The sequence below is a fragment of the Kluyvera sp. CRP genome (assembly GCF_019930565.1).
In the GTDB taxonomy this organism is placed as follows: Bacteria; Pseudomonadota; Gammaproteobacteria; order Enterobacterales; family Enterobacteriaceae; genus Kluyvera; species Kluyvera georgiana_A.
The window spans coordinates 1,339,137-1,361,254 of the sequence record NZ_CP082841.1; the positions used below are offsets into that span (position 1 = coordinate 1,339,137).

General features: G+C 55.5%; 16 protein-coding genes. 7 read left to right on the top strand and 9 right to left on the bottom strand.

Annotation, left to right across the window (positions count from 1 at the left end):
- Positions 1–39 precede the first annotated feature (39 nt).
- The 4 genes from selA (at position 40) to K7B04_RS06290 (ending at position 6,404) form a co-directional block, all read left to right on the top strand.
- Positions 40–1,431: an L-seryl-tRNA(Sec) selenium transferase gene (selA, locus tag K7B04_RS06275; protein ID WP_223803699.1), complete on the top strand. Its 1,392-nt coding sequence runs from the start codon at positions 40–42 to the stop codon at positions 1,429–1,431.
- Positions 1,428–3,278 (top strand): selenocysteine-specific translation elongation factor, encoded by a 1,851-nt coding sequence (gene selB, locus K7B04_RS06280; RefSeq protein ID WP_223803700.1) that lies wholly within the window; start codon positions 1,428–1,430, stop codon positions 3,276–3,278. The genes selA and selB overlap by 4 nt, the downstream gene beginning before the upstream one ends.
- A 184-nt stretch (positions 3,279–3,462) precedes the next feature.
- Positions 3,463–4,614: an L-threonine dehydrogenase gene (yiaY, locus tag K7B04_RS06285; RefSeq protein ID WP_163448396.1), complete on the top strand. Its 1,152-nt coding sequence runs from the start codon at positions 3,463–3,465 to the stop codon at positions 4,612–4,614.
- Between the two features lie 167 nt (positions 4,615–4,781).
- On the top strand, positions 4,782–6,404 hold the full coding sequence (locus K7B04_RS06290; RefSeq protein ID WP_223803701.1) for a family 43 glycosylhydrolase: 1,623 nt from the start codon (positions 4,782–4,784) through the stop codon (positions 6,402–6,404).
- Between the two features lie 52 nt (positions 6,405–6,456).
- On the opposite strand, the gene K7B04_RS06295 is transcribed toward K7B04_RS06290, so the two are convergent.
- The 3 genes from K7B04_RS06295 to K7B04_RS06305 form a co-directional block, all read right to left on the bottom strand.
- Positions 6,457–6,789, bottom strand: a complete 333-nt coding sequence (locus K7B04_RS06295; protein WP_223803702.1) for a hypothetical protein — start codon at positions 6,787–6,789, stop codon at positions 6,457–6,459.
- A gap of 111 nt (positions 6,790–6,900) precedes the next feature.
- On the bottom strand, positions 6,901–8,859 hold the full coding sequence (locus tag K7B04_RS06300; protein WP_223803703.1) for a glycoside hydrolase family 127 protein: 1,959 nt from the start codon (positions 8,857–8,859) through the stop codon (positions 6,901–6,903).
- A 10-nt stretch (positions 8,860–8,869) separates the two neighbouring features.
- A complete protein-coding gene (locus K7B04_RS06305) occupies positions 8,870–10,270 on the bottom strand; it encodes an MFS transporter (RefSeq protein ID WP_167574830.1) in 1,401 nt (466 codons plus the stop codon).
- 238 nt (positions 10,271–10,508) lie between these two features.
- Here K7B04_RS06305 and K7B04_RS06310 point away from each other — a divergent pair, with 238 nt between their 5' ends.
- Entirely contained in the window at positions 10,509–11,327 is an 819-nt protein-coding gene (locus tag K7B04_RS06310; protein WP_223803704.1) for a helix-turn-helix domain-containing protein, read from the top strand.
- Positions 11,328–11,448: 121 nt separating this feature from the next.
- Positions 11,449–11,910 (top strand): 4Fe-4S binding protein, encoded by a 462-nt coding sequence (locus K7B04_RS06315; protein WP_163448387.1) that lies wholly within the window; start codon positions 11,449–11,451, stop codon positions 11,908–11,910.
- Here the strand turns inward: K7B04_RS06315 and K7B04_RS06320 are convergent.
- From K7B04_RS06320 to K7B04_RS06335, 4 genes are all read right to left on the bottom strand, one after another.
- Positions 11,902–13,617 (bottom strand): POTRA domain-containing protein, encoded by a 1,716-nt coding sequence (locus tag K7B04_RS06320; RefSeq protein WP_223803705.1) that lies wholly within the window; start codon positions 13,615–13,617, stop codon positions 11,902–11,904. The two genes, K7B04_RS06315 and K7B04_RS06320, sit on opposite strands and share 9 nt — an antisense overlap.
- A 104-nt stretch (positions 13,618–13,721) precedes the next feature.
- Entirely contained in the window at positions 13,722–14,885 is a 1,164-nt protein-coding gene (locus K7B04_RS06325; protein WP_223803706.1) for a collagen-like triple helix repeat-containing protein, read from the bottom strand.
- A gap of 362 nt (positions 14,886–15,247) precedes the next feature.
- Complete coding sequence (gene avtA, locus K7B04_RS06330) at positions 15,248–16,501, bottom strand: valine--pyruvate transaminase (protein ID WP_223803707.1); 1,254 nt, start codon at positions 16,499–16,501, stop codon at positions 15,248–15,250.
- A 173-nt stretch (positions 16,502–16,674) separates the two neighbouring features.
- Positions 16,675–18,711: an alpha-amylase gene (locus K7B04_RS06335; RefSeq protein ID WP_223803708.1), complete on the bottom strand. Its 2,037-nt coding sequence runs from the start codon at positions 18,709–18,711 to the stop codon at positions 16,675–16,677.
- 308 nt (positions 18,712–19,019) lie between these two features.
- Here K7B04_RS06335 and K7B04_RS06340 point away from each other — a divergent pair, with 308 nt between their 5' ends.
- Positions 19,020–19,841 (top strand): protein bax, encoded by an 822-nt coding sequence (locus K7B04_RS06340; RefSeq protein WP_223803709.1) that lies wholly within the window; start codon positions 19,020–19,022, stop codon positions 19,839–19,841.
- A 58-nt stretch (positions 19,842–19,899) separates the two neighbouring features.
- Here the strand turns inward: K7B04_RS06340 and K7B04_RS06345 are convergent, their stop codons facing one another.
- Complete coding sequence (locus K7B04_RS06345) at positions 19,900–20,679, bottom strand: DNA/RNA non-specific endonuclease (RefSeq protein WP_223803710.1); 780 nt, start codon at positions 20,677–20,679, stop codon at positions 19,900–19,902.
- 227 nt (positions 20,680–20,906) lie between these two features.
- Entirely contained in the window at positions 20,907–22,091 is a 1,185-nt protein-coding gene (gene xylR / locus K7B04_RS06350; protein WP_064541101.1) for a D-xylose utilization transcriptional activator XylR, read from the bottom strand.
- Positions 22,092–22,118: the final 27 nt, after the last annotated feature.

Genomic DNA, 22,118 nt, shown 5'->3' on the forward strand with positions numbered 1-22,118 from the left:
CCCGTCGGGAGGGGTAACATTTAACCGTCAGGCCTATTCATGACTACCGATACCCGTTCGCTCTACAGCCAGCTACCCGCAACCGACCGCCTGCTTCGCGATCCTGCTTTTGCCCGTTTACTTGATGCCCATGGCCACTCGCAGGTGGTGGAACAGCTCCGCCAAATGCAGGATGAGGCGCGGCTGAATATTCGTGATCGGCAGGCGCTACCTGCCTGGAGTGAAAACTGGGCACAGGAGACGGCGCGACGCCTGAGTCATGATGCGCAGAGCGCGCTGCGCCCGGTGATTAACCTGACGGGTACCGTGCTGCATACCAACCTCGGACGCGCGCAGCAGGCGCAGTCGGCGATTGACGCGGTGAGCCAGGCGATGCGCGACCCGGTGACGCTGGAATACGATCTGGATGGTGCCGGGCGAGGTCATCGTGACCGGGCGCTGGCCGACCTGCTGTGTCGCTTAACCGGCGCGGAAGACGCCTGTATCGTGAATAACAATGCTGCGGCGGTGCTGCTGATGCTGGCGGCGACGGCGGCGGGCAAAGAAGTGGTGGTATCGCGGGGCGAGCTGGTGGAGATTGGCGGCGCCTTCCGCATTCCCGACGTGATGCGACAGGCGGGCTGCGTGCTGCATGAAGTCGGCACCACCAACCGTACGCATGCCAAAGACTATCGTCAGGCGGTGAACGACAATACCGCGCTGCTGATGAAGGTGCACACCAGCAATTACAGTATTGAAGGGTTTACCAAATCGGTAGAGGAAGCCGAGCTGGCGGAAATTGGCCGCGAGCTGGGTGTACCGGTGGTGGCGGATCTCGGCAGCGGCTCGCTGGTGGATCTCAGCCGCTACGGCCTGCCGAAAGAGCCGATGCCGCAGGAGATGATCGCCGCGGGCGTTAGCCTGGTGAGCTTCTCCGGCGATAAGCTGCTGGGCGGCCCGCAGGCCGGGATCATTGTCGGTACGAAAGCGCTAATCGCCCAGCTGCAGCAGCATCCGCTGAAGCGCGCGCTGCGCGCCGATAAAATGACGCTGGCGGCGTTGGAAGCAACGCTGCGGCTGTATCTGCACCCGGAAAAATTGGCGGCAGAGCTGCCCACACTGCGCCTGCTGAGCCGCAGCGCGCAAGACATTAACCAGCAGGCGCTGCGTCTGCGCGAACCGCTGGCCGCGCGCTACGGCGACGAGTTTGCTGTTCAGGTCATGCCATGCGCATCGCAAATCGGCAGCGGGTCGCTGCCTTCGGAAAGCCTGCCCAGCGCGGCCATTGCGCTCACGCCGCTCGATGGTCGCGGCAGCCGACTTGATGCGCTGGCTAATCGCTGGCGCAGCCTGCCCGTACCGGTCATTGGCCGAATTTATGATGGGCGTTTGTGGCTCGATCTGCGCTGCCTTGAAGATGAATCCCGTTTCCTGGAGATGTTGCTGAAATGATTATTGCCACCGCCGGTCACGTTGACCACGGCAAAACCACGCTGCTACAGGCGATTACCGGCATCAATGCCGACCGCCTGCCGGAAGAGAAATCCCGCGGCATGACTATCGATCTTGGCTACGCCTACTGGCCGCAGCCGGATGGCCGCGTACTGGGCTTTATCGACGTGCCGGGGCATGAAAAATTCCTCTCCAATATGCTGGCGGGCATCGGTGGCATCGACCATGCGCTGCTGGTGGTGGCGTGCGATGATGGCGTGATGGCGCAGACCCGCGAGCATCTGGCGATTCTTCAGTTAACGGGTAACCCAACGCTGACGGTGGCATTAACCAAAACCGATCGCGTCGATGGGGCGCGAATCGACGACGTTCGCCGCGAAATCACGCAGGTTCTGCGTGAATACGGTTTTGAACAGGCCACATTATTCGAAACGGCGGCGACGGCGAATATCGGCATTGAAGCGCTGCGCGACCATTTACGTCAGCTTGCCGCTCGCGAGCATCCGGAGCATCAGCGCTTTCGTCTGGCTATCGACCGCGCCTTTACCGTCAAGGGCGCGGGCCTGGTGGTGACCGGAACGGCGCTGTCGGGCGACGTGCGGGTGGGCGATACCCTGTGGTTGACGGGGATGGGCACACCCATGCGCGTGCGTGGATTGCATGCGCAGAATCAGCCGGTTGAGCATGCGCACGGCGGGCAGCGTATTGCGTTAAATATCGTTGGCGCAGCGGAAAAGGGCGATATCAGCCGCGGCGACTGGCTGCTGACGGAAGCGCCGCCGGAGGCCGTTGAACGAGTTATTGTTGAGCTGCATAGCCATATTCCGCTCACCCAGTGGCAGCCGTTGCATATACACCATGCTGCCAGCCATATCACTGGCCGCGTATCGTTGCTGGAAAATAATCTTGCGGAACTGGTGCTCGACACGCCGCTGTGGCTGGCGGATAACGATCGGCTGGTGCTGCGCGATATCTCGGCGAAAATCACTCTGGCCGGCGCGCGCGTGGTGACGCTGAACTCGCCGCGTCGCGGTAAGCGTAAGCCGGAGTATCTGGCGTGGATTGCCGCGCTGGCGCTGGCGAAAGCGGATGCTCAGGCGTTGGCGGTACACCTCTCCCGCGATGCGGTGAAGCTACGAGACTTTGCTTGGGCGCGTCAACTGAGCACACAGGGGCTGGAGCAGCTGATTGCCCAACCGGGCTTTATCCTCGCTGGCGACTGCCTGCTGGATGCGCCTCTTGCGGCCCGCTGGCAGCGTAAGCTGCTCGACGCGCTGGCGCTTTATCACGAGCAACATAAAGATGAGCCTGGACCGGGGCGTGAACGCCTGCGTCGTATTGCGCTGCCAATGGAAGATGAAGCGCTGGTGCTCACCTTAATTGAGCAAATGCGTGAAAGCGGCGTTATCGCCAGCCATCACGGCTGGCTGCATCTGCCAGAGCACAAAGCCGGGTTCACCGACGAACAGCAGGCCATTTGGCAGAAGGTCGCGCCGTTGTTTGGTGATGAACCGTGGTGGGTGCGCGATCTGGCGACGCAAACCGGGACGGATGAGAACATGATGCGCGGCGTTTTACGGCTGGCGGCGCAGCAGGGGATGATCACCGCGATTGTGAAGGACCGCTATTATCGCAATGACCGCATCGTGGCGTTTGCCAGCATGATCCGCGAACTCGATCTGGAAAAAGGTTCCACCTGTGCGGCCGATTTCCGCGATAAATTGAACGTTGGCCGCAAGCTGGCGATTCAAATTCTGGAGTATTTCAATCGCATAGGCTTCACGCGTCGTCGCGGCAATGACCACTTATTGCGCGATGCGTTGCTGTTTCCTGACAACAAAAATTAACAATTGATTGAGAAAACTTATTAAATCCAACATTTGAATATATTTATCACTATAAATCGCGACATTGACAACAAAATGACGCGATTTTTATTTTTCATGCAGAGAAAAGTGCTAGCCAGATCGAGTTTTAAGGGTGGGTAATGCTATAGCCTCGGGAGCCTGCTTATTAAATAAAGGAACTATCATGACTGCATCAACTTTCTTCATCCCTTCAGTGAACGTCATCGGTAACGGCGCCTTAAAAGACGCGATGAATACCATGAAAGACTACGGCTATCGCCGTGCTCTGATTGTCACTGATGCAGTTCTGAACAAGCTGGGCGTGGCGGCGGATATCCAGAAACGCCTGCAGGAATATGACATTCTGAGCGTGGTATTCGACGGTACGCATCCGAACCCGACGACCGTTAACGTGGAAGAAGGCCTGGAAATGCTGCGCGCCAATGATTGCGACTGCGTTATTTCTCTGGGCGGCGGCTCCCCGCACGACTGCGCGAAAGGGATTGCGCTGGTCGCTTCTAACGGCGGCGATATTCGTGATTATGAAGGCGTTGACCGTTCTGCTAAGCCGCAGCTGCCGATGATCGCGATCAACACCACCGCGGGCACGGCGTCTGAAATGACCCGTTTCTGCATCATCACCGACGTTACGCGTCATATTAAAATGGCGATCGTCGACAAGCACGTGACGCCGGTTCTCTCCGTCAACGACTCTTCCCTGATGGAAGGCATGCCGAAAGGGCTGACCGCCGCCACCGGTATGGATGCGCTGACCCACGCGATTGAAGCCTATGTGTCTATTGCGGCCACACCGATTACCGACGCTTGTGCGCTAAAAGCGATCACCATGATTATCGACAACCTGCCGACGGCGGTTGAAAACGGCAGCAACAGCGAAGCGCGTGAAGCAATGGCCTACGCTCAGTTCCTGGCGGGTATGGCGTTCAACAACGCTTCACTGGGATATGTCCACGCGATGGCGCACCAGCTGGGCGGTTTCTACGATCTGCCGCACGGCGTGTGTAACGCGGTGCTGCTGCCGCACGTGCAGGAGTTTAACAGCAAGGTTGCCGCGGCACGTCTGCGCGACTGTGCCCAGGCTATGCATATTGACGTGAGCGCGATGAGCGACGAGCAGGGTGCGAAGGCGTGTATCGACGCGATTCGTAAACTGGCGCGTCAGGTCAATATTCCGGCGGGTCTGCGCGACCTGAATGTGAAAGAAGAGGATATCCCGGTTCTGGCGACTAATGCGCTGAAGGACGCGTGCGGTTTCACCAACCCTATCCAGGCAACGCACGAAGAGATTATGGCGATCTTCCGCGCAGCCATGTAATTGCGCGCAAAGTAACAAAAAAGCAGAACGTTCACGTTCTGCTTTTTTATGGCTGCTGTTTTGCACTGTAACCCCTGTTCGGTGATGCTGAACACATTATCTTCCGGCAAATAACTCTATAAAACATTGTTTCATTTTTATTCGTTTAACATAAAAAGGAATAATGCATGCGGAAGATATATTCATTAATTGTCATGCTCTCCGCTCTACCCGCAGTATCGCTCGCGGCGATAGATTGCCAGAAGCTGCCCGGCGATCGCTGGAAGGCGGGCGTTGAGGGCCAGCGGCAGGCCGATCTGGGCAATGGCTGCTACCTGAATCCCATTCTCTCTGGTGATCACCCCGATCCTTCCATTATTAAAGATGGTCAGGATTACTACATGACCTTCTCGTCATTTGAAGATTCTCCAGGCCTGATTATCTGGCACTCCCGCGATCTGGTGAACTGGCAGCCGGTTGGGCCCGCTCTGGCGCAGCCAACTGATGCGGTGTGGGCACCAGACTTAGTGAAATACGGTGACCAGTACTATATCTACTTCACCACTAACCGCATCATTGATGAAAAAGGCACCAAAAAGAAAACGCTGTACGTGGTAACGGCGAAGGATATCCGCGGCCCGTGGAGTGCGCCGAAAGATATGGGGCTACAAAATCCGGCCAGTGACCCGGGGCATGCGGTGGGTGAAGATGGAAAACGCTATTTGTTTATGTCCGGCGGAAACCGTGTGCAGCTTAGCGATGATGGGCTGAGTACGGTAGGGCCGATGTCCGTAGTTTACACCGGCTGGCAATATCCTGAAGAGTGGGAGGTCGAAAGCTTTTCCCAGGAAGGCCCGAAGATTCTGCACCATGGCGATTATTACTACATGGTGCTGGCAGAAGGCGGAACGGCCGGGCCACCAACCGGGCACATGGTGATTGCGGCCAGATCGCGATCCATCAACGGGCCGTGGGAAAACTCGCCGCATAACCCGATTATCCGCACCCAGAATAAGCAGGAAAAATGGTGGTCGCGCGGCCATGCGACGCTGATTGAAGGACCCGATAAGCAGTGGTACATGGTGTATCACGGCTATGAAAATGGCTTTATGACGCTGGGGCGGCAGGCGATGCTGGAACCTATCGTCTGGGGAGACGACGGCTGGTTCACCGCCTCCGGGGGCGATACCGGCAAACCGCTGCCGATGCCGAAGGGCGGCGAGGCCGTCGTGCACGGCATGGCGTGGTCCAATAGCTTTACGGCCGATGTGTTTCCGCTACGCTGGCATTTCTATCATGCACAGAATAATGAGCTACAGCGCGTTCGGCTCAATAACGGCGAGCTGGTGTTGCAGGCCAAAGGCTCGTCGCCAAAAGATACCTCGCCGTTGACGATGATTGCGGGCGATCGCGCTTATCAGGTAGAGGTAACCGCCCATTTCACCCCGCAGGCGCAGGCCGGACTGCTGCTGTTTTATAACCAGAAGCTGTACGTCGGGCTTGGGGTTAACGCGCAGGGCGTGGTGATGCACCGTTATGGCATGGAGCGAAACGAGAAGGCCCCGGCGCATCTGCAGAAGGTGAATACCGTCGATTTCCGTATGATTAATCGCGAGAACATTGTGACCTTCTGGACGCGTGCTGCCGGTAGCGAGAAATGGATAAAGTATTCGGTGCAGATGGAGGTATCAGGCTACAACCAGAACGTTGGCTATGATTTCCTCAGCCTGCGCCCGGCATTGTATAGCGCGGGCGAAGGCAGTGTGACGTTTAGCGATTTTCGCTATCAGGCTCTGCCAGAGGCTGAGTGAATTTTTCGGCTACGTCGGTGATGAAAAGACAGAACGCTGGCGTACAGTCTTTTCATTTTTGCGGCTTATTATTTCCGGGCACAACGCGTAGCGTTAGCTCGCGAAACTGCCCATAAATCCACAGCCCAAGCCAGCCCAGGCTGCCGATAACGGCGGTCAGAATTAATGCCAGCAGTAGAAACAGCAGCGGGCTGAAAATGAGCGCAGGGAAGCCATGAACGATTTCTCCGTTCCAGCGAATGGTAATCAACGTAATATCTATCGCGCCGAGAATACCGTTGAACACGCCGAAGGGGACCAGTGAGCACAGCAGGCCGAGCAGGTGAATTCTATAGAGGCTGCCTGCGCTAATTTTCTTTAACGTCAGAGAGTGAAATTCGTCCATGGGGGTGAGTTACTTGCGGATTTTATTGTCAGGCGATTATAGGGGATTTGGCGTCGCTACGCTCGGCAGGTCTGATTTCAGACCCGGGCGGGCGCAGCGACGGCGGGGAGGTTACTCGCCTTCGTTAACCCAGATCCGCATCTCGCCTTCGCCACGGTTGGCCCAGCTAAACCACGGAATAAAGGTTAACGTCTGCGGCTGGCGCTGTGCCGGCGGCGTATCGTAATGCCACAGCGGCTGCTGCTCCGGCTGGCTTGCCGTATGCTTAACGCCCTGCGCCTGCAGCAGCACCTTGTGGGCGAAAATGCCTTTGCCTTCCAGCTCGGTAAACGGCGCGTCTGCTGGCAGCCACAGATTATGCAGCTCCTCACCGTTATCGGCCTGCTCGAGGCAGTAAACCAGCGGCCCGCGCTGCACGGCGACCTTGCCAGCGACGTGGCGGACCAGCGGATTTCCGTAGATTCGACGCACCGGCATTGGTAACGTCAGCGTTAAGGTATCGCCTTCCACCCAGGTGCGTGAGATATGCAGATAGCCTTTCTTCAGCGTTCCCGCCACATCGTGACCGTTTAGCGTCACCTGAGGATCGCGGCACCAGTCCGGCAAGCGCAGCGCCAGTGTGTGGTTAACCGGATCCGGAGAATCAACGGCGATCTTGACCTGATCCTGCCATGGATAGTTACCGCTGATGCGCAAGCGCAGCGTTTGCTCGCCCACCGGCACCTCCACGCTGTTGCCGATATACAGGTTCACATACAGCGCATCTTCTCTCGGCGTGTAGATATAGTGGCCGATTGAAGTGAGTACGCGGGCGATATTCGGCGGGCAGCAGGCGCAGCCGAACCAGCGCTGGCGAACGGGCTTCACGTGGTCGTAGATGTGGTTGAACTGCAGCGTTTTCGGGTGCACTTCCAGCGGGTTAACGTAGAAGAAGTGTTTGCCATCAAGCGCCATGCCGCCCAGCACCGTGTTGTACAGCGCGCGCTCCATGACATCGGCGTACTGGCTGTCTGCCTCCATCTCCAGCATGCGGCGGGCAAACATCATCAGGCCAATAGAGGCGCAGCTTTCGGCGTAGACGGTGTCGTTCGGCAGATCGTAGTCGCTGCTGAAGGCTTCGCCGCTGCTTTGTGAGCCAATGCCGCCGGTGATGTACAGCTGGCGCTGCGCCATGTTGTTCCACAAGCGCAGGCAGTCCTGGCGCTTGCTTTCGTCCTGGCTCAGACGAGCGAGATGCGCCACGCCGGTCATCAGGTAGACAAAACGCACCGCGTGGCCGATAGCCGTAGGCTGCTCGGCAATCGACTGATGCGCCTGGCTGTATGGCTTGTCTTTCACCATCCACGCCGGGCCATAGGTGTGCCAGTAGGAGGTTTTGCCGCGTTTTTCGTATTCGTCGTCGTAGAAGTGCGGCTGTTTGCCGCGTTCTTCGACGAAGTAATTCACCAGCGCCATATAGCGCGGTTCTCCTGTGACCTCATACAGGCGCATCAGCGCCAGCTCAATTTCCGGGTGGCCGGGGTAGCCATGAATCTGGTCTTCTCCGGTGCCGAAAACCCGATCGATATGGTCGGCGAGGCGGCATACTACCTCCAGCAAGCGCCGTTTGCCGGTGGCCTGGAAGAAGGCGACGCCCGCTTCAATCATATGCCCTGCGCAGTACAACTCGTGGCACTCGGCGAGATTGGTCCAGCGCTCTTCCGGGGCTTTAACGGTGAAATAGGTGTTCAGATAACCGTCGTCGCACTGGGCGGCGGCGACCAGTTCAATCACCGCATCGGCGGTTTTTTCCAGCTCGGCATCCGGCTTCTGGCACAGCGACCAGGCGACAGCCTCCAGCCATTTTGCGACGTCGCTGTCCTGAAAGACCATGCCGTAAAACTCCCCTTCCTGCTGACCGGCGGCAATGCGGAAGTTCTCTATCGCGTGGCTGGGTTCGGCATCGTCAATGCGATCGTTTAATGCATCCCATTGATAAGGGATTACCACATCGCGAACCAGCTGCTGGTATTGGGCGAAAAACGGGTCATTAACTTTCAAGGTATGCAGATTGACTTCCATAACAGACATGGCGAACTCCTCAGGACTGAATGTGACGGGCGCGAAGATCGGTGGCGATGCGCGACATCATTGGATTATTGAGCTTGCAGGCGCGGATAGAGAACGCCAGCAGCAGGTGGAACAGGGCGGGCAGCAGGGTTTCCATCGATGTGATGCCCGCCAGCGATGATGCCGTTTGGTTTCCGGCCCCTGGCTGATAAGCCACATAGATAAAGACAAGGCTAATAATGCCCGCGCTGGAGGCCCAGGCCAGCTTGATGAAAAACAGGTTAAAGGCGAAATTCATACCGGAAGAACGTACGCCAGTTTTCCATTCACCGTAGTCGTCGGAGAACGCCATGAGCGAAAAGTGCAGCGGCAGCGTGAAGCCGAGAATGATGCCGTTGCCGAGAATAACGACCAGCCATAGGGTCTGGTGGGCCGGGCCGGTGGGTAAGAACCACATTCCCAGTGCGATCGCCGCCAGCACCAGGTTGGTGTAATAGTAGAGCTTGACGGTATCGAAGCGGCGCGACAGCAGGTTAATTATCACGGAACCGAAAATAGAGGCGAAAGTCACCATGGTGAAGAACAGCGAGGTGTAGCCGGTGGAGCCGCCCAGTACGTAGGTGATGAAATACATATAGCCGCCGCCGCGTATATTAAAAACGTTGATCAGCAGGAACGACATCACCAGCATCAACAGCAACTGATCGTTTTTACGCAGCCCCGCAATGTGTTCACGCAGGGTGAATTTGCCCATCATGTCCAACGACACGCGCTCGCGTACCCAGAAGAAGCAGCACAGGAACATCACGGCAGCGAGTGCACACAGGGCGCCGACGCCGTATTGATATCCCTGCGCCGTATTGCCCTGCCCAAGGACTTTCACCAGCCATGGCAGGCCTACCGAGACCAGAAAACCCGCCACGCCGCACAGTACGAAACGCCAGGCCTGACAGGAGATGACCTCGCTATGACGCGTGGTCATCGTGTTGATCAGCGCACAGTAAGGCACGTTGATCGCGGTATAGCTGATGGACAGCAGCAGATAGGTGCCAAAGGCCCACGCGATCTTCACGCCCATGCTGGCATCGGGGACGGTAAAGGTGAGTACGCCGATAATGGCGATGGGGAGCGCAATCCACATTTGCCACGGACGGAAACGCCCCCAGCGGCTCTGCGTGCGGTCGGCCAGCACGCCCATAATGGGATCGGAAATCGCGTCAAAAACGCGGAGCGCCAGGAATAGGGTACCGACCAGCGCGGGCGTCAGGCCAAAGACATCGGTGTAAAAGAAGGTCAGGAAATTCATGATCAGGCAGGTAATGACGGTGCCGCCTGCATCGCCGAGACCGTAGCCGATTTTCTCGCGGACAGATAATTTATCGTCCTGTGAACCGGGCACAACCTCACTGGTAGAAATAGGTGTAGCGGTCATGGATGCTCCTCGCAATGTGGAGAGGTCTTTTTCAGTAGGGGTATTGTTGTAATGTCATGACCCGTTTAATTTTGCCTGGAAAGCGAGGACCAACAAGCTCACAAAGAAGTATAAAAAGTGGGTAATTCCGACCTGGTGAGAAAAGTGTGAAGGCGATCGGGCATTAATCCATTTAGTTGTTAATAATCAGAGTGAAAGACTATCTTCCTGCGGTTAATAAGCGGAATTTTTAATATTTATGCTCAATCTATCCATAGCGCTTCCGATTAAAGTCCAGAATGGCGGGTTATTTATCTCGCGTGGTGTGGGACGCCATCCGGCGCGCAGACTGCGCTCATGGGAAGTGATCTTCGTGGAGAAAGGGACATTAACGATTCAGGAAGAGGAGCATATTTTCCACGTCCCGGCGGGGGATAGCCTTTTATTATGGCCAGGCCGCCGCCATATCGGTGTTGAGGATTTTCCTGCCGATCTGAAATTTTACTGGCTGCATTTTGAGGTGAATATGCCCGTGCAGCCGCATCCGCTATTAACCCAGTTGGCCATTCCGCAGCAGACCACTTCGCACGACCCGCAATACCTGATTTCGCTGTTCCGCCAGTTCCTGAACGAGCAGGAAAAAATTCAGCGCAATGCCTCGCTGGAGTTTATTTTGCTGCTGATTTTGCAGCATATTTCGCTGTCGGCGCAAAATGAAGAGCCAAAAGATGAAGGCGGTACGGCGCTGGCGTGGAAGGCGCAGCAGGTGATTCATACCCGCTATCACCTGCCGCTCTCCACGTCGGCATTGGCAAAAGAGTTACACTGCAATGCCGACTATCTGGGGCGCGTATATCGCCGGGTCTTCCATCTAACCATTACCGAAGCGATCCACCGTCAGCGCGTGCGAGCGGCAGAAAAGCTATTGAGCAACCATGCGCGTTCATTGAAAGAGGTTGCCGAACAGTGCGGGTTTGCCGATGTCGGGTATTTCAGGCAAATTTTTCGCAAACACACCGGCTTAACTCCAGCGGCCTGGAAGCGGCGGTACTGTAAGGAACACATTAATTCTGCCTGAGGCAAACGGCTAAATTGCCTCGGGCAGATGACAAAAACGGTACATCTCCCTTGTCTGATCAAAGCGTAACAGTATGCCGCTCTGGCACTCTTAGGGTTTACTAACCGTCACGGAGAGGGGTATGAACCCGTTTATTGTCGCTGATTCCTTAAAGTGTATTGGCTGCCGGACCTGCGAAGTGGCCTGCGTGGTGGCGCATCAGGAACAGCAGGCCTGTGCGACCGTTTCGCGTGAGGCCTTTTTTCCTCGTATCCGCGTGGTGAAGGGCGACGCTTTCTCAACGGCGGTGGCGTGTCATCAGTGCGAAGATGCGCCGTGCGGTAATGTTTGCCCAACGGGAGCGATAACCCGTGAAAAGGATATGATTCGTGTCGATCAGGCGCGCTGTATTGGTTGCAAGAGCTGTATGCTGGCGTGTCCGTTTGGGGCAATGACCGTGGCCGTCCAGCAGGCACGGCCACAGGCGATGAAGTGCGATTTGTGCCGCCATCGCGAAGCGGGGCCAGCCTGTGTGGCCGCCTGCCCGACGGGGGCGCTGGCCTGTATTGATGTTGGCCAGCTTGCCGCATCAAGATTAATGTAGATTATTGAAGTTCCAACTGAAGGTCAGGCTATAGCGCCATTCACGGCTGTTCGTGTCGGTTGGCATATCACCGACCGGGCGCGCTGCCTCGACCGTAACGCTGTAATGCTTGTTGTCGCCAACCATCACCCCGGTTGCCACCGATGCCAGCCGCTGATGCGGTAACCCCGGCGTGTTGAACCACGTTTGCGCGGTATCGGCCAGCACGTAAGGCTGTACCGTGGCAATCCACGTGCTCTCTTTACGCTGATGCAGATAGCGCAACTCAAGCTGCCCTCCATAACCGTAGTCACCGCTGGCTTCGCCATCCTGGTAGCCACGTCCAAAGCGCTGGGCGCCGAAGCTGACACGCTCTGGCTCGGGCAAATCGTTATCTGACCAATCCCCTTCCAGCGAGGTAGAGAGACGCCAGGTATCCGTGATCATCCACGCCGCATCAATATTGCTTTTCCACAGCGTAAACGAGAGATCGTTGCCCTGTACCGGCGCGGCGTCGGCCAGCGAAGAGGCGTTAATCCCCTGACGCAGCGTCAGCTTACCGTTAATGCTGGCACGGTCGAAGGCCTGAAAGCCGTTCATTCCGAGTTCGAGGGCAGGGTAGCGGACATGTGATTTTTGCGTCACGCCCAGGACTTCCTGCTCATTAACGATGGCGCGAATGTGGTTGTCGTTACGGCGGTCGGTGTAATCCATCCCACCGTTGATATTGAACTGCCGCTTACCGGTTAAAATCACCGGATAGCTGAACATCGCGCCGCCGTTGTATTGGGTGGTTTTCTGGCGTGAGTCTAAATACCCGCCGGGGAAGTTCAGCAGACGCGAATAGTCGCGCGGATCCTCGCGATAAAAGCTGCCCTTGAGCTGCATCATCAGCCCTTCATCCGTCAGGAACTGCTGGTAGTTCAACCCGAGGTAAGATTTGCGCGTCGAATTATCGAGTGGGATCAATGTGGCGACCCCAAGTTGATCGCCGTAGCTGGTTAAGTTACTGAGTGAACCATTGACGAACGCCATATTCTGGCTGCGACGGGTGTCAATGGTTGAAGAGATATCCCAGATATGCGGCTGCATACCCACGGCCTGCATCGCGGCGGCGCCGTAGATATTCTGCGGCAGCTGCGCGTTGGCATCAACGCGCACGCCGGGCGTGCGTGTCATCAGTTGGGTATAGCGGTCGAAGGTGTTCTGAGTGAGCGGTTTCTCCGCCATGATTTTTGCCGCCAGACGCTTGAGGCGTTCGGCAATATTGGGGTTGTTACTTTTAATATCGCTGTGCGCGACATAGCCCTCCACCAGAACAATCTTCAGCATACCATCCTGAAAGTTGTTATCCGGAAGCCAGGCATAAGAGAGTGGATAACCGTCGGCGCGATAGCGCAACGTAATATCATTAACCAGACCAATCAGCGTTTTTAGCGGCACTTGTTTATGCGCATAGGGAACAAAAGGGCGTAATAACTCTTTTAATGGATATACAGTTCCACCAATAAATTGAATATGGTCTACTTTAATCAACGTTTCGGGTGTTAGTTTATTTTTGGGCACGCTTACGCTTAAACTTGGGGCCGCCGCCGCAGGGGCTTGTGGTGTGTTACTATTTTCTGCTTTGGCTGGGTTATTAGGGTCAATCAATGCGGGTAATGTGTCTGCTCGGGCAATATTAAGCAGAAAAACCCCCGATAGCGCATAAACCAGGGTCGTTTTCATGGCGCGTTCCTTGTGTGTTTTCTTGTGCAAGGATAATTATTGTTATTCTGCTGAAAAACGTGCCCCCATTGCGGGGGCACGGAAGGCATTAATAAATATATAGCTTATCTTTGTGTTGTTAACCCGCCGAGTAGACCGCTTAAACCCCCTAAGGCGCCACCGCTGGTTCCTGCGCTGGTTGTTCCTGTACTGCTGGTGCTGGTATTGGTAGTTGTGCTTACGTTCAGGCTTCCCGTGACGTTAGCCAGCAGGCCGCCGCTGGTTCCGGTAGTGCCGCCGGAAGAGCCTCCGGTACTGGTAGCGGTTGGTTTCACCAGGCCTCCAGCATCAGTGACGATGTTGCCAACGCTGGAGACGACCTGGCCTACACCACTCAGCGCCGGAGAGGTGGTGCCAACCTGGCTACCCACACCGCTCACTGTAGTCCCGACCTGAGTCAGCAGACCGTTAACCGGGGTGCCTAATCCTGTCGTGGTCCCCACGCCTTGAGTGACGCCCTGTACGCCGGACAGGGTATTATTAACCACGGAAGTGACGCCGGTTGTTGCCGCCGTTACGCCAGGGCTTTGCAGGGTGCTGGTCAATCCAGTACCTGTCCCGCTGACGATTTGGCCTGTGCTGTTAACGACGCTTCCGACCACGCCGGTTACCCCCGCGACGGGTGTACTGGAAGTGCCGCTCGATAACCCGGTCCCTACGCTGGATACCGTGTTACCCAGCACGGTGACCGTGTTGGTCGTACCCTGCAAAGTGGTTCCTACGCCGTTAGTGTTTGACGAGTTGCCAATCCCGTTGGTGACGCCGGTCCCGAGTGTATCGACAGCGTTACCTACGCCACTTACCGTAGTGGAGATGGTCGAGGTGACTGGGTTGTTGCCAGTGGTGGTGGTTAACTGGCTTCCCAGCCCACCCAGCGTATCACCGACCCCCGAAACTGCTTTACCGGTTTCGCCGATGATACTGCTCACTGAATTATTGGCCGTTGTTCCAGTGCCGCCGCCAGATCCATTGCCACCAGAACCGCTGCCTCCGGAACCACTACCGCCAGAGCCGCTGCCACCGGAACCACTGCCACCGGAACCACTACCGTCGGAACCACTGCCACCAGAACCACTACCATCGCTGCCGCCAGAGCCGCTGCCCTGAGTGCTGCCGTTTTTAGCCGTTGAATGAGAGCCCCCGCCGCTACCGCTACAGGCGGAGAGTGAGAATGCAATAAGAACCGCCATAGCAATAATGCTTAAATGGCTAACGTTTTTAGAGTTCATAACCATACTCCACCAGTTAAAACGCCGAGTGCGTATTAATCAGTGTAAGTAGAAAATTAAGCCTTGCATGCTGCGTTTCTTTTCATACGAAAGGCTGAATAAATCTGATTTTATTTAAGGATAAACAAAGTCTGCTATGTAAATTAATATGCGCATAGGAAACATGCTGTTACTTCATTTTTAACATATTAAGCCGGAATGAATAATGGTTTTAAATGTGTAGCGCTAATGAAATGGCGCTATAAATTGGGAGTAATCCGAGCGGAAAGGTGCGTGAGACTTTTTTGGTGTGAGTTTTTAAAATAACAGCGGAGATCACGGAAAATATCGGCCTCTGATATTTGAGGCCGATATATTGTATATTATTGATGTTCGCGCCAGGCTAACTCAATTTCTTCCGCAAGAATTTTCACACCAGCTTCAATTTTATCTGGGGCCGGCACGTAGTTCATTCGCATGCACTGGTGAGTGTGTTCCCAGGGTTTATCCAGACCCGGGAAGAAGAAATCGCCAGGCACCATCAATACGCCGCGTTTTTTCAGACGCTGGTAGAGTGTCTCGGTGGTAATCGGCAGGTCTTTAAACCATAGCCACAGGAAAATCGCGCCTTCGGGTTTGTGGATCAGGCAACGCTCTTCCGGCAAATAGCGGCGGATAGTGGTAATGGTTTCCTGCACGCGCTGATAGTAAAACGGCTTGATAACCGTATCCGACAGACGCAGTAAATCGTGGCGTTTGATCATTTCGCACATGATGGCTGGGCCAATCCCGCCGGGGGCGAGGCTGATAATGCCGTTCATGTTGCTGATGGCGGTGATAATTTTTTCATCTGCGATGATGATGCCGCAGCGGCTACCCGGCAGGCCAAGTTTAGACAGGCTCATACACAGCACGATATTTGGGTTCCACAGCGGCGTCGCTTCGCTGAAAATAATGCCCGGGAAAGGTACCCCGTAAGCATTATCGATAACCAGCGGCACGCTGTGCTGATGTGCGAGCGCATCCAGCTGTTTCAGTTCATCATCGGTGATGACGTTACCCGTCGGGTTGGTCGGGCGTGAAACGCAGATCATCCCGGTATCTTTGCCAATGGGCAGATTTTCGAAATCGACGTGATACTTAAACTGACCTTCTGGCAGCAGCTCAATGTGTGGGCGAGTCGAGACGAAAAGATCATCTTCTAAACCCGAGTCGGCATAGCCAATATACTCCGGCGTGAGTGGGAACAGGACCTTACGAGTGGTACCGTCGGCACAACGACCAGCAAACAGGTTGAACAAGTAGAAAAACGCGCTTTGGCTGCCATTTGTTAGTGCAATATTCTGTGGTCCAATATCCCAACCTAATTCATTACGCAGCATATCGGCTAACGCGACCAGCAGTTCGTTTTTCCCCTGCGGACCGTCGTAATTGCACAGCGCTTCTGAAACTTTGCCGCTTTCCAGCATCTCCGCCAGTAGATGATTAAAATAATCATTCATTTCTGGGATCTGAGCCGGATTACCGCCGCCAAGCATGATGGCGCCAGGGGTGCGTAAACCGTCGTTGAGGTCTTCCATCAGGCGGGTAATGCCTGAATGACGGGTGAATTTGTCGCCGAAAAGTGAAAATGTCATAGCCGGATTTCTATTGCTTGTTCTGTGAAGTGGGTAACGATAACGCCACTCACGATGTGGTGCAAATGGCGCTAATGCAGGGGCTTTAGTGGATAAAGTGAAAAATAGTGTAATTAGTAGTTATTTATTCTGCCAGGGCCCGCAATTAAACCGCGGGCCTGGAGGAGTATAAATTAGTGCTTACCGGCCCAGACCACCATGACTTTGTCTTCGCCGTGTTCCCGTACAAACCCGTAGCCCTGAGAGAGCGACAGCGTGGCTTGTTTTCCTTCACCAATCGCCGGATGACGTGCGCGGAACTGCCCCAGTTTTTGCCAGTGCGCCAGCGTGGCGGCGGATTTTCCGGCGACATCCTGCCAGTTCATTGCTGAACGCGTGCCTTGCAGCGGGTCAGAACCCGTTGGGCCAAACGGGCGATTAGACTCGTCGCCGTAAAAGATTTGCACTGCGCCCGGTGCGAGCAGCAGGAGTTCGGCGGCGTTGTCGCCTTGCTCGCGGAACAGGCGCGTATCATGCGATGAAAGGTAGCTCAGAACGTTAAAGCTTTGCAGCTTATCGGCCATTTGCTGCCAGATCGGGTCGATGTTGGCCAGGCAGTCGCTGGCCTTTGCGGCCTGATCCTGATAATCAAAGTTGATCATCGCGTCAAAGCCGTGTCGGTAGTAATCACTTTGCATCACGCCATGGCCCCAGGCTTCACCTGTCATCCAGAATGGCGCATCGTCCATCGCTTTTTGCGGATTAGCCTTTTTCCAGGCAGCCAGTGCATCAACCGACTGCGATTTGAGCTGCTGCCAGGCCGCCAGCTCAACGTGCTTGGCGGTATCGACGCGGAAGCCGTCAATGCCGTAGTCGCGTACCCATTGGCTGAGCCAGTGGGTGAGGTAGTCACGCGGTGTAAAACCGTCGACGGCACGGGCGTGGGTATCCGTTTTGTGTTGGTAGAAATTTGGCAGCCCGCTCGGCGTCGTCGATTCCGTTTTCAGATCGGGCAGAAACGCCAGCGACATGGTCAAGTCATCGAAACCAGGGTTGTCGTAGTCGCCAATATCGGTGCGGATCCACGCCTTGCCCCACCATTTCTCCCATGCGGCTTTGTCGCTGAAGTTGATGTAGTCGTTAAAGCTGTGCCAGCTTTGCCCCGCGCCGGGCTTCCAGTCTGTCCAGCGCTGGCCCAGCGTTTTCGTTATCTCATCGCCTTTCAGGTATAGCGCCCCGAACTGATACTCCTGCATATCCGCCAGCGTGGCATAGCCAGTATGGTTCATGACCACGTCAAAGAGGATACGGATGCCGCGCTGGTGCGCGCCATCCACCAGGGCGCGCAAGTCATCTTCGGTCCCCATATTGGCGTCGAGCCGTGTCCAGTCCTGAGTGTAGTAGCCGTGGTAGGCGTAGTGCGGGAAATCCCCTTTGGTGCCGCCGCCCACCCAGCCGTGAATTTGTTCCAGCGGTGAGCTAATCCACAGCGCGTTGACGCCCAGCTTTTGCAGATAGTCGAGCTTGCTGGTCAGACCCTTAAGATCGCCACCGTGGAAGGTGCCGATCTCCTGCATGCCGTCTTTATGGCGCCCATAGCTGTTGTCATTGCTGGGGTCGCCGTTGACAAAGCGGTCGGTAAGCACGAAGTAAACGGTCGCGTTATGCCAGCTGAACGGTGACGTGGCGATGACGTCGGCGCTTTCCAGCAGCAGCAGGCCATTGCTGTTTTCTGCGGGCTGTAGCGTAATTTTGCCCTGCGTGACGACGGCGGTCTTCCCGCTATAAAAGTCGCGCACCCGACTGCCTTCAGCAAAGGTCTGACTGACATCCAGCGTCAACGGCTTACCGTCCCAGCGTGGGCACTGGCGAACGTTAACTTGCGCACTGTGGCTTTCGGCCGCGCTTTGCACGGAGATAGTCAGCGTGGGCGTGCCGGAGCGGGTATCAATCTCCAGCGTATAGCTGCCGTCGCGGAACAGCCGCCACTGTGGCACATCGCCCTGGCATGGTTCGAGCGACAGCATCTGGTTAAGACGAATGGCGCCAGAGGGCTGCCAGCACTGTTGATCAAGATTCACCCTCAGAGGACGGGTACCCTTTGTGAGCGTTTTTTGACTGGTAAACTTCCCCGTCCCATCGGCGGAAAAGGTGGGAAAATCTTGCGCGGTCCAGCTGGCGGCACTGGCAAAAGCGGGAATCAGTAGCGGTACAAGGGCGGCAAGCTTCATGGTTTTATCCTGTGCCAGAACGTGTTTTCCCCAGTGTGCCAGCAGGTTACCCTGCTGTACTCATCCTTCGCGAAGGAGGAGAAAAAGGGCTGAGTGATGACGGTCAAAAAATGAGCTAAAATGAGATATCCCCGGCATTTTGTCTGCGCAATTTGTCTTATGCTGAATCGCGTCCGTTTGCTCGTTTAGGAATCGGACTATTTCTTAAGCGTGCGTTGGCGGGCTATTTTTGCTATAATTTGAGATTAAGCTCTCAATTTTATGAAATAAGAAGGCGTTGGAATGATTGCATCCGACCAGGAGACCTAATGATATCGACTCCCATTCGACGATATGGGGCCGCGATACTAATGTTACTCGTCTGCACATTTTCAGGTGGGGTGTTCGCAAAAACACACACGGTAACAAAGCATCAAAAAGCCTCGGTAACAAAGACAAGTTTTAATAAGGCCAGCAGTAAACAAGAGTATTCTCGCAATAGTGTAAAGAGTAGTTCACTTCCTGATTTGCGAAAATACCCTTCCGGAACCCCAAGGAAAAGAGCGTTTCTCCGGACGGTAATGCCTTATATCACAAGTCAAAATGCTGCCATTACGGCGGATCGTAACTGGTTGATTTCCAAACAGTACGAAGGCCGTTGGTCGCCGTCTGAACGTGCGCGCCTGAAAGATATCGCCGCACGCTACAAAGTCAGCTGGAACGGTAATACCCGTAAGGTGCCGTGGAATTCGCTGCTTGAGCGTGTCGATATTATCCCGGGCAGCATGGTGGCTACTATGGCCGCAGCCGAAAGCGGCTGGGGTACGTCTAAGCTGGCCCGCGCCAATAACAACCTGTTTGGCATGAAGTGCGGCAGGGGCTGTAAAAATGGCGCAGGTTCCGTTAACGGCTACACCAAGTTCGGCTCTGTTAAAGAGTCGGTACAGGCATATGCCACCAACCTGAATACGCATCCAGCCTATGCCTCGTTCCGGAAGTCACGCGCTCAACTGCGTAAAACGGATCAGGAAGTCACCGCAACCGCGATGATCCATAAGCTGAAAGGGTATTCGACCAAAGGTTCGAGCTATAACGATTACCTGTTCGCGATGTATCAGGATAACCAGCGTCTGATTGCGGCACATATGTAAGCGGTAATTGTCGTCGAAAAAGCACCTCGAGTTCTCTCGTTGGTGCTTTTTTTATGGCTTAAGAACAACCCAGGGCTCGTGCCAGCGTCCCTTTGTGCGTTTTTACGCGTTGGGCGACATCCACGGGTAAGGCAGACCAGAAGGAAAGCCGCGGATGGGTTCGGCGTTCAATGTTGGCGACCGTGACCTGGTAATCGCAAAAACGGGCGTTTTTGGGCGTCGTCTGGTCCATTAAAAACGCGGCATACTCGCCTTTATCGGGTCTGGAGCCAATAAATATTATCTTCCAGTAACCGCTAGGAATTTCCACGTCAGGCGCCGCAGGCAGCGTGGCAATATGGCGCTCGAAAAGCGGCCCGGTGACGGAATAGACCGCCGCCACGCCCTTGCGCTCGACCAACGCGCGCTCGCCATCCTCCAGCCTGGCCCATGCTCCCTGGTTCAGTCCGGATGCCTGGGGGGTGATGTTCGAAAGGTAGTTTAGTGTTCGCCAGTCTGCCAGGCCCCCCAGTCCGGCAAGCGGCGCCAGATGTCCGCGATCCACCTGCAACGCTTGGCTTGCGCCTTTGTATGCTGCAGGAGCCAGCGTCTCCGTTGCCGCTAAAGCCGGATCGCGCTGCCAGTGACGCGGGCGGTTGCTGGCCTGGCTGGCCTTTGTCATTTTATACGCCACCCAGTTTGCGAATTTACGCTGGCAATTATTATTCAGCGTGTAGGCCTCGCGTTCCAGCGTTTGCGCGCTGCCACCGACGGGGCAACCGGCACCGCAATGATCAGCCGCCGCCGCGCAGGCGGCCACAGTCAGTAGTAAAAAACAGGTGAATCCAGCGATCTTCATTTCATTTATACCGTGATAAATCAAAGGTGTCCGACAGAGAGGTCGAATAGATGAAATGAGAGCGTAAGAAGAGACTGGCAGTGGCAGTACTGGTGCGTATCAACCTGTGATTAACGCTGATATAAGATGGGCTTTTGTGACGGTAAAAATGAGGGAGGTGACGTACGAGTTACCCATTCAGGTACCCCATCAGAGCGAACCGGTGAGCTCTTCTGATGGGGAAGGATTCAAGCTTGAATCAGCGCCTCGCTGTGCTGCTCACGATACTCTTTAGGCGTAGTGTCGTACTCTTTTTTGAACACCGAATAGAAATACTGCAGCGACGGATAGCCGCACATCTGCGAAATTTCGTTAATCGACAATGATGTAGAAACCAGCAGGCTGCGCGCCTTTTCCAGCTTTTCGCTGTGGATCACGGCGTGAATGGTCTCACCGACTTCCTCTTTAAAGCGCTTCTCCAGATTCGATCGCGAGATGCCGACGGCATCCAGCACCTGTTCAACTTTAATCCCCTTGCAGGCGTTATTACGGATGTAGTGCATGGCCTGAATGACGGCAGGATCGTTCAGTGAACGGTAGTCGGTTGAACGTCGTTCCATCACTCGCATTGGCGGCACCAGCACCCGCTGTAGCGGCAGGACTTCATTGTCGAGCAGTCGCTGCATGAGTTTGGCAGCCTGGTATCCCATCTGCCTTGCCCCTTGGGCGACTGACGAGAGCGCCACGCGGGAGAGGTAGCGGGTTAATTCTTCGTTATCAATACCGATGACGCACAGTTTTTCTGGCACCGGAATATGTAAATGCTCGCAAGCCTGTAGAACATGACGGGCGCGGGCATCGGTAACGGCAATAATGCCGGTTTGCGGCGGCAGGGTTTGCAGCCAATCGGCCAAACGATTTTGTGCGTGCTGCCAGTTCTCCGGCGCGGTTTCCTGGCCCTGATAGATAACGCCGCGGTATTTTTCTTTGGCGACAATCTGGCTGAACGCGTATTCGCGCTCCTCGGCCCAGCGCTTGCCGCTGGCGGTGGGCAGGCCGTAGAAAGCGAAACGGTGGACGCCTTTTTCTTTCAGATGCAAAAAAGCGCTTTCAACCAGCGCGTAGTTGTCGGTCGCGATGTAGTGAACGGGTGGATACTGTTCCTGGCGGTGATAGGAGCCGCCAACGCCAACGATGGGGACGTCCACATCGGTAAGCAGCGCTTCAATGGTGGGGTCGTCATAGTCGGCGATGACGCCGTCTCCCAGCCACTCTTTGATGTTTTCGATTCGTGCGCGGAAATCTTCCTCAATGAAGATATCCCACTCGGACTGCGACGCCTGCAAATATTCGCCGACGCCTTCAACCACCTGACGGTCGAAGGCTTTGTTGGCGTTGAATAACAGCGTCACGCGGTGACGTTTTCCAAACATGGTTCAGGGTTCCTCGCGAATCATGAG

Coding starts and splice junctions, on each gene's coding strand:
- selA (WP_223803699.1), top strand. CDS start 40: ATGACTACCGATACCCGTTCGCTCTACAGCCAGCTACCCGCAACCGAC.
- selB (WP_223803700.1), top strand. CDS start 1,428: ATGATTATTGCCACCGCCGGTCACGTTGACCACGGCAAAACCACGCTG.
- yiaY (WP_163448396.1), top strand. CDS start 3,463: ATGACTGCATCAACTTTCTTCATCCCTTCAGTGAACGTCATCGGTAAC.
- K7B04_RS06290 (WP_223803701.1), top strand. CDS start 4,782: ATGCGGAAGATATATTCATTAATTGTCATGCTCTCCGCTCTACCCGCA.
- K7B04_RS06295 (WP_223803702.1), bottom strand. CDS start 6,789: ATGGACGAATTTCACTCTCTGACGTTAAAGAAAATTAGCGCAGGCAGC.
- K7B04_RS06300 (WP_223803703.1), bottom strand. CDS start 8,859: ATGTCTGTTATGGAAGTCAATCTGCATACCTTGAAAGTTAATGACCCG.
- K7B04_RS06305 (WP_167574830.1), bottom strand. CDS start 10,270: ATGACCGCTACACCTATTTCTACCAGTGAGGTTGTGCCCGGTTCACAG.
- K7B04_RS06310 (WP_223803704.1), top strand. CDS start 10,509: ATGCTCAATCTATCCATAGCGCTTCCGATTAAAGTCCAGAATGGCGGG.
- K7B04_RS06315 (WP_163448387.1), top strand. CDS start 11,449: ATGAACCCGTTTATTGTCGCTGATTCCTTAAAGTGTATTGGCTGCCGG.
- K7B04_RS06320 (WP_223803705.1), bottom strand. CDS start 13,617: ATGAAAACGACCCTGGTTTATGCGCTATCGGGGGTTTTTCTGCTTAAT.
- K7B04_RS06325 (WP_223803706.1), bottom strand. CDS start 14,885: ATGAACTCTAAAAACGTTAGCCATTTAAGCATTATTGCTATGGCGGTT.
- avtA (WP_223803707.1), bottom strand. CDS start 16,501: ATGACATTTTCACTTTTCGGCGACAAATTCACCCGTCATTCAGGCATT.
- K7B04_RS06335 (WP_223803708.1), bottom strand. CDS start 18,711: ATGAAGCTTGCCGCCCTTGTACCGCTACTGATTCCCGCTTTTGCCAGT.
- K7B04_RS06340 (WP_223803709.1), top strand. CDS start 19,020: ATGATATCGACTCCCATTCGACGATATGGGGCCGCGATACTAATGTTA.
- K7B04_RS06345 (WP_223803710.1), bottom strand. CDS start 20,679: ATGAAGATCGCTGGATTCACCTGTTTTTTACTACTGACTGTGGCCGCC.
- xylR (WP_064541101.1), bottom strand. CDS start 22,091: ATGTTTGGAAAACGTCACCGCGTGACGCTGTTATTCAACGCCAACAAA.